This is a genomic window from Jatrophihabitans sp., from assembly GCF_036388195.1.
Classification (GTDB): domain Bacteria; phylum Actinomycetota; class Actinomycetes; order Mycobacteriales; family Jatrophihabitantaceae; genus Jatrophihabitans_A.
In genome coordinates this window covers 16,321-28,794 of sequence record NZ_DASVSG010000137.1, presented here as the reverse complement: position 1 = coordinate 28,794, position 12,474 = coordinate 16,321, and the positions used below count along the sequence as shown (strand labels likewise).

The window sequence follows — 12,474 nt, the reverse complement described above, 5'->3', positions numbered from 1 at the left end:
AATGGCTACCTACCAGCGGGCGCTGCACCGTCTTCAACCGGTCATACCGTTCCTATTCGACTCGCTACAGGAGGCGCTCACCGAGACGGCCGAGGATCACGAGCGGAAGAAGTTGAAGCGCAGGACGGATCCTCACTACTTCGCGCACGGAGTTCGCCGGCTCTACTCCGAACGGCTGAAGGCCAAGGGCCTGCTGGTGACCGATGTCGATCACGATCGCTCGACCTTACCCATGTCGGGAATCCGGATCGATCACGACGGACTCAGCGTGTGGATGTTCCGGTCAGAAAAGCAGATCCCGCTTCCCGCATCCTCCCGTAAGCAGGAGTTCTACTCCCAGACTTCAACACTCGAAGGCTGGGACAACCTGCTGCTGCTCTGGTCCGATCTAAACTACGTGCTGCGCGATCCCATGCATCTCGTACGGCCTCTCGGCGGCGACAACCGACGAGCTAACCTTCGAATCGACTGGGGCGGCCCGCTTGCACGATCGATGGCGACGATGCGTGCCGCCGACTTGGACGAGCTGCAGCCGGAGCAGATGTGGACGCGACTGGACGACACGGGGGCGTGATACAGCCCCTCCGAGTCAAGCAGGCACGAGAGTTGCATCGGCTGACCCAGGTCGGTCTTGTGCGAGAAGTACCAGATTTAACCCAACCTCGGCTCAGCGATATCGAGAGTGGACGCGCGTCAATCTCCTCCGCCGACATCGCGGTCGCTACCCTCGCCGCAGTCACAGGTGTAACGGTTGACTGGCTGTCCAAAGTGCCGTCCCCCGGCCTAGACGGACTCTCACCGCATTTTAGAGCGCGGAGCCGCACGACGGAGTCCACCAAAGCTGCCGGCCGCGCTTGGGCGAATCTTGTGAACGAGGCGCACGAAGTCCTAGCAGACCGAGTGCGCGCTCTGCCGGTTCGAATTGAGGCATTACCCGGAACCGACCCGCAGATGGCGGCACGGCTTACTCGACGCAGCCTGGGCTTCAACGCTCTCGAGCCATTACCATATTTAATCTTGGCGATAGAAAGAATGGGAGTACGCGTCCTCGGGTTGCCGTGGAATGCCGACACGGTAGATGCGTTCTGCGCATGGGCTGGACCGATCCCAACGATTGCCCTCGCGTCGAATGTGCCAGGTGACCGCCTGCGGTGGACGGTCGCTCACGAACTCGCACATTTGATTCTCCACCGCGATGCTATGCCAGGTAAGCAGGCAGAAGTGGAGGCCGATGCGTTCGCCGCTGAATTACTGACTCCGATTGACGCTATTCGTCAGCAGATGCCGGCGCATCCGACCCTGCAGACGCTGACGATGATGAAGAGCCAATGGCGGGTCTCCATAAAGTCGCTAGTGCGACGTGCTCGTGAACTGGGAGTGGTCGACCAAGAGCGCGCAACCAGTCTTTACCGGCAGATCAGCGCAAGAGGTTGGAATAAGGCGGAGCCAGGGTATGTGCCGATAGAAAAGCCAAGGGCCCTGAAGAAAAAGGTGGAAATAGCGATCCCCGGCGGTCATCGCGAATTGTTCGCAGCTGAGATGGGTTGGTCCCTTGAACTGGCGGACATGGTGCTGGATCAGCATGCGTCGGCCGATGACCTTCCTTCCGGCGCAGACTCGTTCGATCCATTTGCGGGCTCTGTTGTGGTCCCCCTTATGGGTCGGCAGAAGCGTTTCTGATACGCCACCTGACCGTACCGAGCTGATCGCACCCGGATGAGCAGTGCGCTGCCACTCTTGAGGACCAGTGTCACCCCTGACGTTGAACACCCGAGCAAGAAAGCGGTCGTACACGACTGGTGCCGCAGGTTGCCGACCGTCAACTTCGGATCGGCTCGCACATGCTGCCTAATGCGCTGGGTGCTGCCTCCTACAGTGCCTCCCCGGTTCGATACCCGGTGACTTCAGCTGCAGTCCTAGACATGTCTGCCTTGAATTTCTTCGAGTATGCGGCGCATCTCTGCGATGCGACTCACCATCTCACCCACACCCACGTCGTTCGCCCGAGCAGCGCTGACGAGGTTGTCTGCGATCACCTGATCGGCTGCCCCGCCCAGCTCCAGCAGGTGCTCCAGGAGAAGGTCCCCTTTCCCGAGCGGAAGTCCGAACCGCGCAGCGAACGGCGACAGCAGGGGCGCAATCTGGCCGAGATCTATCGATCGGGCGTGCACCGCTCCAGCCAGTACCCGAGCGACTTGCTCACCATCGTGGCAGTCGGCAAGCAGGTCGACGACGATCCGCTCAGGTGTCGTTGTCGGAAGCCCGGCGACGGTCATCACCTCGCCTGCTGTCAGGACCGCTCGGTGCAGCCGCACGTCTGATCGTCGCGTCTGCTTACGCATCGGAAGTGTGAACTCGTGCCGGTCAGCTTCCAGATCGCCCAGCTGATGCAGTCGGGCCGCTGATGCGTGGGACACGACAGCCCCTTGAGTGGGATTGCGGAGCTGTTCCGCCGCCATGCGTTCTGGATCCAACCCAAGCCATGCGGCCCGAAGTTCCAGGTGTTCCATATTTGCGGCACCCCGCAGCACGTAGACACCGTGTGCCAACCGAATGAGCACCCGATCCTGGGCCAGCCGGGTCAGCTGAACGCGAGATACTCCGACTGCACGGGCCTGCGCGGCGGTCAGCAGTCCCCACTGGCCCTCGGCTAGGTCGAGGATGAGGCGCTCGAGCCGAGCACGGTTCATACTGCAATAGTGACATCTTCATGTAACTATTGCAGCTGACCATTCACAGACAGGGCCAGCCTCGCTGAGATGGTTGCAAGGTGTAGCTCTTGAGGAGAGCTATTAAACCGGCGATGGCCTTGCATGGCAGCAATTGGTTGCTCTACAGTAACCGTTGCCCATGAGTAACCAAACAGCGGCAGACGCCGCCCTCGACGCGCTCGGTGACCCGATGCGCCGCCGGATGCTGGAGCTGTTGCGCTCCGGTCCCCGGCCGGTCGGCGAGCTGGCGGCTGACCTGCCGATCGGGCGCCCGGCCGTCAGCAAGCACCTGCGGGTGCTCGAAGGCGCCGGCCTGGTGCGGCACCGCAGCGAGGGCACCCGCAACCTGTACGCCCTCGCCCCGGAAGGCCTGACCGGCGTCCAGCAGTGGCTGGTCGGCGTCTGGGACACCACGCTGGCCGCCTTCGCCCGGTACGTCGAGGAGCAGTCCGGACCCGAGCTGGCGACCGAAGACCCGCAGCTCACCCCAGAGCACCCATCCATCCCAGACGCCCAGGAGGCTGACCATGACCGAGCCGGCGCCCGTCCGTCGTGAGGTGGTGGTCGCCGCGCCGCCGGCCACCGCCTTCGCCCTGTTCACCGCCCACGCCGGCTCCTGGTGGCCGCTGGCCGATCACAGCGTCTTCGGCGCCGGCGGCACGGTCGCGTTCGAGGGCGACCAGCTGGTGGAGCGGTCGGCCGGCCGGAGCACGGTCTGGGCCGAGGTGACCGGCATCGATCCCCCGAACAGCCTCGAGCTGAGCTGGCATCCGGGCCACGATGCCAGCCTGGCGACCGAGCTGACGGTGCGGTTCGTCGGCATGTCCAACAATGACGGCGCGACAATGGTGACCCTGGAGCACCGCGGCTGGCACCGGCTCGCCGACCCGCAGGGCGCCCACGACGAGTACGACCAGGGTTGGCCGATCGTGCTGGCAGCCTTCCAGCGGTCGCTGGAGCCGGCCGGCGCGACGCCGGACCCTGACTGGTACGTGCTGCTGCACCAGCCGGGACCCGCGCTGGCCGAGGGCGAGTCGGTGTTCGAGCACCCGGACTTCGCCGAGCACGTCGCGTTCCTCAAGCGGCTGGCCCAGTACGGCCTGCTGGTGGCCGCCGGCCCGCTTCCCGCCCAACCAGGCACCGGAATGACGGTGGTCCGGGCCGACCCGAGCCTGGACGTCCAGCGTCTGGCCGCCGAGGACGACCTCAGCGTCGTACGGGGCCTGCTCAGCGTCCAGGTCGCGCCCTGGCTGGTGCAGGTCACCGGCAGCTGACCGGCGCAGGCCGCGCACGCACCAGGACGGCCCGCCGAGACGGACCGTCCTTCGCGAGCAGGCCGCAGCTCGCGGGCTACTTGGTGTTGACGGTGATCTTGGCGACGCCCACCAGCAGGCCGCCCTTGACCGCGGTGGTCTTGAAGGTCTTGCCCAGCAGCGCGGCGGCATCCGGGGACAGCGCGACCTTGGTGCCCTCGAGGATCGCGGTGTCGCCGGCGGTCTGCAGCGCCTTCAGGGTGGTGCCGTCGAGGTTGAACAGGTAGGCCCGCTTGGCCACGCTGGCGCCGTTGGCGGCCACGTCACCGTACAGCTTGGAGGCGCCTGGATCGATGACAAAGTTGGTCAACTGCACGGTCGTGCCACCTGCGCTCAGGGACAGGCCGGAGCCGGTGTGCTGGATCTCGCCCTGTACGAAGGGGCTGACCGAGCCAGGCTTGTAGTACGTGACGTTGCCTCCGGTGATCGGGAAGATCAGCGACCCGTCGGTGAGCTTGGCGCTGCCCACCACGCCCGGGGTCAGCTTCAGCGAGGTCAGCGCGTCGGTGAAACCGGAATCAAGCTTGACAGCGGTGGTCTGCCCGGACAGCGACGGGATGTCGGCCACCGGCTTGCTGGAGTCCGAATCGCTCGTGCATGCCGTCGCCGTCACGGCGACCATGCCGACCGCGGCGAGGCCGACCAGCGTGCGGCGTCCGAACCTGCTCTTGCCCTGCGTGCTTGCGTTCATTTCCGAACTCCTCAGATTATTTGAGCTGTGCAAGTCATTCGGACCCCTACCGGATCCGGCTCGGATCGGGCGGAAGATATGTTGTTGCCGACGTCCGGCAATCCGACGATGGCCCCGCTCCGAACCGACCCGACGGCGCTAGCCTGAGTGGCGGCGGTCGGCAGCCCGGCCGTTCCCTCGACCTCGACGCAGGAGTTCGCAGATGCCCATCGCGACCACCAACCCCGCCACCGGCGAGGTGCTCACCACCTTCGAGGCGTTGACCGACGCCGAGATCGACACCCGGCTCGACGCGGCCGTCCAGGGCTTCCGGGCCCTGCGCCGGACGAGCTTCGCCGACCGGGCCGGCTGGATGCGCGCCGCCGCCGACATCCTCGATGCCGAGCAGGACCAGATCGCGGCCCTGATGACCACCGAGATGGGCAAGACGCTGGCCTCGGCCAAGGCGGAGGTGGCCAAGTGCGCCAAGGCCTGCCGGTTCTACGCCGAGCACGCCGAGGCGTTCCTGAGCAGCGAGCCGGTCGAGCCCGGCAAGGTGAACGCCACCGAGGCCTACGTGCAGTACCAGCCTCTGGGCGTCGTGCTGGCGATCATGCCGTGGAACTTCCCGCTCTGGCAGGCCATGCGATTCGCCGCTCCCGCGCTGATGGCCGGCAACGCCGGGCTGCTCAAGCACGCCTCGAACGTCCCGCAGACCGCGCTGTTCATGCAGGACCTGTTCAGCCGGGCCGGCTTTCCGCCCGGCTCGTTCCAGACCCTGCTGATCGGCGCCGGCCAGGTGGAGGCGATCCTCAGCGATGACCGGGTCGCCGCGGCGACCCTGACCGGCAGCGAGGCCGCCGGCCGTTCGGTGGCCGAGGCCGCCGGGCGCAACCTGAAGAAGACCGTGCTGGAGCTCGGCGGCAGCGACCCGTTCGTGGTGATGCCCTCGGCCGACATCGCCAAGGCCGCCAAGGTGGCCACCACCGCGCGGTGCCAGAACAACGGCCAGTCCTGCATCGCCGCCAAGCGCTTCATCGTGCACGCCGACGTCTACGACGCCTTCGCCGCCGCGTTCGTGGAGAACATGGGCGCGCTGGTGGTCGGCGACCCGATGGACGAGGGGACCGACATCGGCCCGCTGGCCACCGAGCAGGGCCGCGAGGACGTGGCCGGCCAGGTCCGCGACGCCGTCGACAAGGGCGCCAAGGTGCTGTGCGGTGGCGAGCCGATCGAGAAGGCCGGTTGGTGGTACCCGCCGACGGTGGTCGCCGAGCTCAGCCCCGAGATGGAGATGTATGACCAGGAGGTCTTCGGGCCGGTGGCCGGCCTCTACCGGGTGCAGTCCTACGAGGAGGCGGTCGAGCTGGCCAACAGCACCATGTTCGGGCTGGGCTCCAACGCCTGGACCTCCGACCCGGACGAGCAGGCCGCCTTCGCCCGCGACCTGGAGGCCGGGGCGGTCTTCATCAACGGGATGACCACCTCGTTCAACGAGCTGCCGTTCGGCGGCATCAAGAACTCCGGCTACGGCCGGGAGCTGTCGGTGCAGGGGATCCGCGAGTTCTGCAACGTCAAGGCGGTCTGGGTGGGCGACACCGAGCCGGGACGGGCCGGCTCGCACAGCGAGTAGCTGCTCCGCTCGGCTTCCCGTCCTGCCGGCGGCGACTGACCGGGGTGACCGACTGACCGGCTGAGCGGGGTGACCGACTGACCGGCTGAGCGAGCGTTCAGACGCGCTGCCAGCAGGTCAGTCGGCTAGCCCGCGCTCCAGCCGCGGTAGTTGTCGACCTCGATCCGCAGCACCGGGCCGTCCGGGCGTCGGTCACGGTACTGCGGGTACTTCGCTGCCAGCGCGTCCAGCGCTTGTTCAGCTTCAGCCGGGTCGTGCAGCTGGCCGCCGTGGCCGTCCAGGCGGACCCACCACAGCGCGGACCAGTCCTCGTCGTAGTGATCGACCAGCAGGCAGGCCTGCCCGGAGGCCCGCAGGTTGGCGGTCCGGCGCAGCTCGCCGCTGCCCTTGGGCTTGTGGTCGACCGCGATGTACACCCGATCAGCGCCGTCGGGCTGCGAGCTCAGGACGAAACACACCGGCACCAGGTGCGGGCGGCCGTCGGCGTCCACGGTGGCCAGCCGGGCGACCCGGGCGGCCAGGACCAGCCCGCGCATGGTGTCCCGGGTCAGGCTCGGCATCGCGGGCTCGACATCAGGCAGGCTCCTCACCAGGGCACGGTCTCAGCGTGTCACCGTCAGCGTCTCCCCGTCTGAGCGGGCACCGTCTCAGCGCGGGTCGGGATAGCAGTCGATCTCGGTGGCCTTGGCGCTCAGCCACACCGGCGAGCCGGCGGCCAGGTCCAGTTCGGCCACCGCGTCCGGGGTGATGTCGACCAGCGCCGGCGGGCTGCCGCTGACCTGGACCCGGACCCGGTCGGTGAGCAGCTCCACCCCGGTCACCGTCCCCGGCCAGACGTTACGCGGACTGGCATGCCGGGGCTGCTCGGTGTGCAGCGAGATCGCGCTGGGACGCACCGCGAGCAGCACCCGTCCGGCGGCCGGCGGCTCACCGGCGACCGAGTGCAGCACGCCGCCGCCGTCCACCGCCACCGCGCCGTCCGGCCCGCGGGCGCCCCGGTACAGGTTGAGGCCCATCAGCCGGGCGACGTACTGGCTGGCCGGCCGGCGGGCCACCTCGGCCGGGGTGCCCTGCTGCGCCACCCGGCCGTCCTCCAGGACCAGCAGCCGGTCGGTGAGCACCATCGCCTCCAGCGGATCGTGGGTGACCACCAGGCTCGGGCCACCGAACGCGCTCAGGTGCCGGCGCAGCTCCCCGCGCACCTCGAGCCGGGTACGCGCATCCAGCGCGGCCAGCGGCTCGTCCAGCAGCAGCAACCCAGGGCCGGCCGCCAGCGCCCGGGCCAGCGCCACCCGCTGCGCCTGGCCCCCGGACAGCTGCGCCGGCTTGCGGGACGCGAGCTCGGCCAGGCCGAGCCGGTCCAGCCAGCCGTCGGCGCCTTGCCGGGCCGGGTGCCGGCGGACGCCACGGGCCCGGGCTGCGAAGGCCACGTTGTCGCGGACCGACAGGTGCGGAAACAGCCGGTAGTTCTGGAACACCAGCCCGACCGGGCGCCGATCGGCCGGCACGAACAGCTCTCGGGCGGGATCGTCCAGGGCAGCGCCGGCCAGCTCGATCCGTCCGCTGGTGAGCGCGCCGAGCCCGGCCAGGGTCCGCAGCAGGGTGGTCTTGCCGGCCCCGTTCGGGCCCAGCACGCCGAGCACCTCACCGGCCGCCACCGAGAAGTCCAGCGCCAGCCCGAAGCCGCCGCGCCGCACCTCCCCCGCCATCCGCAGGCCCGTCCCTGCCGTCCGCAGGCCGGTCATGGGTTGCCACCCGTCCGCAGCCAGCGATCGCGCAGCAGCGCCAGCACCCCCGCGGCGACCAGCAGCAGCACCAGGCTGAGCGCGATCGCCGGCTCAGGATCGGTCTGCAGCGCGTCGTAGACTGCCAGCGGCATGGTCTGGGTGGCGCCCGGATAGTTGCCGGCGAAGGTGATGGTGGCGCCGAACTCCCCCAGCGCGCGGGCCCAGCACAGCACCGCGCCGGCCAGCACCGACGGCGCCGCCAGCGGCAGCGTGATCCGGGCGAAGACCGTCAGCCGGCGGGCGCCCAGGGTGGCGGCGGCCTCTTCCAGCTCCCGGTCGGCCGAGCGCAGCGCGCCCTCGACGGTGACCACCAGGAACGGCATCGCCACGAAGGTCTCGGCCATCACGACCCCGGCCGTGCTGAACGGCAGGGTCAGGCCGAACCAGGCGTCCAGGTACCGCCCGAGGATGCCGTTGCGGCCGAAGGCCAGCAGCAGCGCCAGGCCGCCGACCACCGGCGGCAGCACCAGCGGCACCGTGACCAGCGCCCGCAACACCGCCAACCCCGGGAACCGGGCCCGGGCCAGCACCCAGGCCAGCGGAACCCCCAGCACGATCGAGACCGCGGTGGCCGCGGTGGCGCACTCCAGCGACAGCCGCAGCGCGGTCAGCGCAGCCGGATCTGCCAGCAGGCCGGCCAGCCCGTGCCACGGCGCCCGCACCAGCAACGCCAGCAGCGGGACGAGCAGGAAGCAGAACCCGATCGCCGCCGGCGCTGCCAGCAACGGCGGCACGCCGCGACCGGTGACCAGCCGGTCCGGAGCTACCCGGCCGGGTCGGGCCCGGTCGGGAGCGTCCTGCCCGGCGCCCGTTCGGTCGGGAGCGTCCTGCCCGGCGCCCGTCCGGCTCATGGCTTGCCGAAGCCGGCAGCGCGCAGCACGTCCTGGCCGGCGCCGGACAGCACGTAGTCCACGAACGCCGCAGCGGCGGCAGGGTTCGCCGCCCGGGTCAGCGCGGCGATCGGGTACTCGGTCGAGGCGTTCAGGGCGTCCGGGATTGCGATGCCCCGGACCTTGGCGCCGGCCGCCCGGACGTCGGTCAGGTACACCAGCCCGGCGTCCACCTCATTCGTCTGGACCTTGGTCAGCACCGACTTGACGTCCTGCTCCAGGGTGACCGGCGTGACCGTGATCCCGGCCTTGTCGAAGACCTGCTGGGCAGCCGCCCCGCACGGCGCCTGGATCTGGCACAGCGCCACCTTCACCCCGGCGCGCGCGAGGTCGGCGAGGCCGGTGATGGCCGCCGGGTTGGCCGGCGGCACCGCGATCTGCAGCGCGTTGCGGGCGAAGACGCTCGAGCTGGCCGCGGCCCCGGCCTCGATCACCTGGGCCATGTTCCTGGTCGCGGCGGAGGCGAACACATCAGCCGGCGCGCCCTGGTCGATCTGCAGGGCCAACGCGGAGCTGGCGCCGAAGTTGAGCCTGACCTTGACGCCTGGGTGCGCGTCCTCGAACCGCCGGGCGAGGGCGCTGAACGACTCGGTCAGCGACGCCGCGGCGAGCACCGTCACGGCGCCGGCCACGCCCGACGAACCCGACGTGGCCCCGGATCGAGGCTCGGCGGCCGAGCCGCATCCGGCTGCCAGGACGACCGCGGCCAGGGCGGCGACTATCCACCTCATGCCCCGTTCCTCAGCTGCCGGCGGGCACTTCGACGACGACGTTGGTGGCCTTCACCGAGGCGACCGCCAGGGTTCCGGGCTCCAGGCCGAGCTCGTCGGCGGCTTCCCGGCTCATCAGCGAGACGATCCGGAACGGCCCGGCCTGCAGCTCCACCTGCGCCATCACGGTGTCGCGCACCACCCGGGTGACCAGGCCGACCAGCCGGTTGCGGGCCGACTCGCTCGCCATCGGCCGGACCGCCGGGCGCTCGGCTGCCGCGGCCAGCTCGGTGGCGAACCTGGCCAGCTCAGCGCCCTCGATCGCCAGCCGGCCGCCCTCGGTGACGGTCGGCAGCCGGCCGGCTTCGGCCCAGCGCCGCACCGTGTCGTCGCTGACGCCGAGCAGCTCGGCAGCTTCCCGGATCCGGAACGTGGCCATGGCAGACACTGTAACCGCAAGTGCGGCCGGTTGGGGCCTCTGGACCAGCAGCTGCATAGCCCCGCTCTTGATACTTCCGCTCACGCGGCAGAGCTGCCAGCTATTCGGTGCGCCGGAGGAAGGTCTCCGAGCCGCTGGCTGGGATCTGGCGGAGGCGAATCGCGCTGTCCAGCGCGGTCACCACGGCGCCGACGAAGGACCGGTCGGTCGGGAACACTCGGTTGACGAGGTAGATGAGCCCCTGGTGGCTGCGCCCGCGACTGCTCCAGGACGCGTTGATCGAGGCGAAGTCCCGCACGTTCGCGGTCACCAGGCCGCGCCCGATGGCGATGGCATGAACGAGCAGCTCCTCATCGGGCATACCGACCAGGGCGGGGTCGTCCACCACGGCGAGGACGTCGTGGCCCTTGGCTCGAAGCTGCGCGGCGATGTCGCCGCTGAGCATCTCGTCCAAGAGCAACCTCTGCGTAGAGGTCACCGGGCGAGCAGGTCCTGCCGGCGCTCCCAGGCCCGCAGCTGTTGTTCCTCGAACACCTCGACCTCGTCGATCCAGATATCGATCTCATCCGGATAGGCCGCCCAGTAGCGGATGGCTGTATCGACCAGTGAGGCGGATACCCCGGTAGTGGCCGTCACCAACGCGATGATCTGCTCCGCGTCCAGGCCCGGCTCCGACCGCCGCGCTGACCTGACGGCGCGGATCACCTCACGGACGTCCGGGCCGCCGATCAGGACCGCGCGCCGGCCGGTCGGACCCTCGCGGAAGATCACCCCCGGATGGTCCTCCATGCGCAGCGCCTCATCGACGAACCGGTTCGCGGCTGAGGAGCCCGACCAGCCGGGGTGACCGGCGACGTAGGCGGCCAGCCGGTCGCTGACCCGCTGGTCGAACCGGATGGACCGAGGCGTTCCACTACTCATGACTACAGTGTAGTCGTCTGTAGCGCTCCTCTCCTACTGCCCGGCTGATCAGCTGAGCAAGAGCACCGGCACCTCATCGCCTGCCTCGACGCGCTGGCCGTCCTTGACCTGCGCGAGCCCGCCGGCGCCGGCCGAGGCCGACAGCTGGTGGGAGTCCTGGCCGGCCACCGGCCGCGCGTGCAGCCGCCCGTCCGGGCCGAACCCGCAGCTGACCCGCAGGAACGCGGTGCGGCCGTCGCCGTGCGGGCGCGGCAACGGCGCGTCCGCGATGCCCAGGATGCTGACGCCGTACGGATCGTCGTGGCCCATCATGTGCCGCAGCGCGGGCCGGGCCAGCAGCTCGAAGCTGACCAGCGCCGACACCGGGTTGCCGGGCAGCCCGAGCACCGGCACCGGGCCAGCAGGGCCGGGCAGCAACCCGAACGCGAACGGCTTGGCCGGCCGGATCGCCACCTGCAGCCAGGTCAGCCCGCCGAACCGGTCGAGCGCCGCGCGCACCGGATCGGAGTCCCCCATCGACACCCCGCCTGAGGTGAGCACCGCGTCGCATCGCTGCAGCGCCGAGCTGAGCCGCTCCTGCAGGGCGGCCACGTCGTCGCCGGCCACCCCGAGATCCACCGGCTGGCAGTTGGCCCGCGCCAGCAGCGCCAGCAGCATCGCCCGGTTGGACTCGTGGATCTGGCCGGGACGCAGCTCGCTGCCGTCGGTCACCAGCTCGTCCCCGGTCACCAGGACGCCCACCCGCAGCCGCCGGTACCCGCTGATCTGCCGGGCGCCGACGCTGGCCAGCACCCCCAGGTGCGCCGGCCGCAGCACCGTCCCGGCGGCAAGCACCTCCTCACCCGCCCGCACATCGCTGCTGGCCCGGCGGATGCCCGCCCCCGGCCCGACCTCGCCGAGCACCTCGACCCGGTCGCCGGGCGCGCCGAGCTGCCGCTCCCTGGTGGCCGAGGTCTTCTCCACCATCACCACCGCGTCCGCGCCCGCGGGCACCGGAGCGCCGGTCATCACCTTCCAGGCCTGCCCGGGGCCGACCGGCTGGCCGGCCACCGACCCGGCCAGCACCGAGCCGAGCACCTCCACCCGCACCGGGCTGTGCTCGGCAGCGCCGGCGAGGTCGGACGTCCGGACCGCGTAGCCGTCCACGCTGCTGTTGTCGAACGGCGGCACGTCGGCGGGGGCGACCACGTCCGCGGCGAGCACGCAGCCGTCGGCCCCAGCCGAGTCCAGCAGCGCCGGTTCCAGCCGCGGGCAGGCAGCCAGCAGCAGCCGGCGGGCATCGGCCAAGTCGATCACCGGGCCACCTTACGACGCCGGGCGCCCGACAGCAGCGGACGTGGTGAGCCGCCTCCCGCATGCTGGCGAATGTCGCCGTCGCACCCATCGGGCATGCTGGGCCG

The 12,474-nt window shown here is 70.0% G+C and carries 15 protein-coding genes; 5 read left to right on the top strand and 10 right to left on the bottom strand.

All coding sequences use genetic code 11. The features are described from left to right. A partial coding sequence (locus VF612_RS14355) for a hypothetical protein (protein WP_408660535.1) occupies window positions 1-574 on the top strand: 574 nt, incomplete at its 5' end. A gap of 326 nt (window positions 575-900) precedes the next feature. Then, a complete protein-coding gene (locus tag VF612_RS14350) occupies window positions 901-1,680 on the top strand; it encodes an ImmA/IrrE family metallo-endopeptidase (protein ID WP_408660534.1) in 780 nt (259 codons plus the stop codon). A 236-nt stretch (window positions 1,681-1,916) separates the two neighbouring features. Here the strand turns inward: VF612_RS14350 and VF612_RS14345 are convergent, their stop codons facing one another. Further along, window positions 1,917-2,690 (bottom strand): type IV toxin-antitoxin system AbiEi family antitoxin domain-containing protein, encoded by a 774-nt coding sequence (locus tag VF612_RS14345; protein WP_408660533.1) that lies wholly within the window; start codon window positions 2,688-2,690, stop codon window positions 1,917-1,919. Window positions 2,691-2,850: 160 nt separating this feature from the next. Here VF612_RS14345 and VF612_RS14340 point away from each other — a divergent pair, with 160 nt between their 5' ends. Next, window positions 2,851-3,267: an ArsR/SmtB family transcription factor gene (locus tag VF612_RS14340; RefSeq protein ID WP_408660532.1), complete on the top strand. Its 417-nt coding sequence runs from the start codon at window positions 2,851-2,853 to the stop codon at window positions 3,265-3,267. Then, entirely contained in the window at window positions 3,239-3,985 is a 747-nt protein-coding gene (locus VF612_RS14335; RefSeq protein ID WP_408660531.1) for a hypothetical protein, read from the top strand. Before VF612_RS14340 ends, VF612_RS14335 begins: the two co-directional genes overlap by 29 nt. 76 nt (window positions 3,986-4,061) lie before the next feature. On the opposite strand, the gene VF612_RS14330 is transcribed toward VF612_RS14335, so the two are convergent. Beyond that, a complete protein-coding gene (locus VF612_RS14330; protein WP_408660530.1) occupies window positions 4,062-4,715 on the bottom strand; it encodes a hypothetical protein in 654 nt (217 codons plus the stop codon). A gap of 202 nt (window positions 4,716-4,917) precedes the next feature. On the opposite strand from VF612_RS14330, the gene VF612_RS14325 reads away from it, so the two are divergent. Further along, window positions 4,918-6,327, top strand: coding sequence for an NADP-dependent succinic semialdehyde dehydrogenase (locus VF612_RS14325; RefSeq protein ID WP_408660529.1), 1,410 nt, complete (start codon window positions 4,918-4,920; stop codon window positions 6,325-6,327). A gap of 125 nt (window positions 6,328-6,452) precedes the next feature. Here VF612_RS14325 and VF612_RS14320 read toward each other — a convergent pair whose 3' ends face one another. The 8 genes from VF612_RS14320 to glp all read right to left on the bottom strand — a co-directional run bounded on the left by VF612_RS14320 (window position 6,453) and on the right by glp (window position 12,370). Then, the gene (locus VF612_RS14320) at window positions 6,453-6,887 is read right to left on the bottom strand and encodes a TIGR03668 family PPOX class F420-dependent oxidoreductase (protein ID WP_408660536.1); all 435 of its coding nucleotides are present in this window, start codon (window positions 6,885-6,887) and stop codon (window positions 6,453-6,455) included. A gap of 87 nt (window positions 6,888-6,974) precedes the next feature. Continuing rightward, window positions 6,975-8,072: an ABC transporter ATP-binding protein gene (locus tag VF612_RS14315; RefSeq protein ID WP_408660528.1), complete on the bottom strand. Its 1,098-nt coding sequence runs from the start codon at window positions 8,070-8,072 to the stop codon at window positions 6,975-6,977. Beyond that, a complete protein-coding gene (locus tag VF612_RS14310; RefSeq protein WP_408660527.1) occupies window positions 8,069-8,965 on the bottom strand; it encodes an ABC transporter permease in 897 nt (298 codons plus the stop codon). The genes VF612_RS14315 and VF612_RS14310 overlap by 4 nt, the downstream gene beginning before the upstream one ends. Continuing rightward, a complete protein-coding gene (modA, locus tag VF612_RS14305; RefSeq protein WP_408660526.1) occupies window positions 8,962-9,735 on the bottom strand; it encodes a molybdate ABC transporter substrate-binding protein in 774 nt (257 codons plus the stop codon). The genes VF612_RS14310 and modA overlap by 4 nt, the downstream gene beginning before the upstream one ends. Before the next feature lie 10 nt (window positions 9,736-9,745). Then, window positions 9,746-10,153: a TOBE domain-containing protein gene (locus VF612_RS14300; RefSeq protein ID WP_408660525.1), complete on the bottom strand. Its 408-nt coding sequence runs from the start codon at window positions 10,151-10,153 to the stop codon at window positions 9,746-9,748. Window positions 10,154-10,253: 100 nt separating this feature from the next. After that, window positions 10,254-10,631: a DUF5615 family PIN-like protein gene (locus VF612_RS14295; RefSeq protein WP_408660524.1), complete on the bottom strand. Its 378-nt coding sequence runs from the start codon at window positions 10,629-10,631 to the stop codon at window positions 10,254-10,256. After that, entirely contained in the window at window positions 10,628-11,074 is a 447-nt protein-coding gene (locus VF612_RS14290) for a hypothetical protein (protein ID WP_408660523.1), read from the bottom strand. The genes VF612_RS14295 and VF612_RS14290 overlap by 4 nt, the downstream gene beginning before the upstream one ends. Window positions 11,075-11,122: 48 nt before the next feature. Then, window positions 11,123-12,370 (bottom strand): gephyrin-like molybdotransferase Glp, encoded by a 1,248-nt coding sequence (gene glp / locus VF612_RS14285; protein ID WP_408660522.1) that lies wholly within the window; start codon window positions 12,368-12,370, stop codon window positions 11,123-11,125. Window positions 12,371-12,474: the final 104 nt, after the last annotated feature.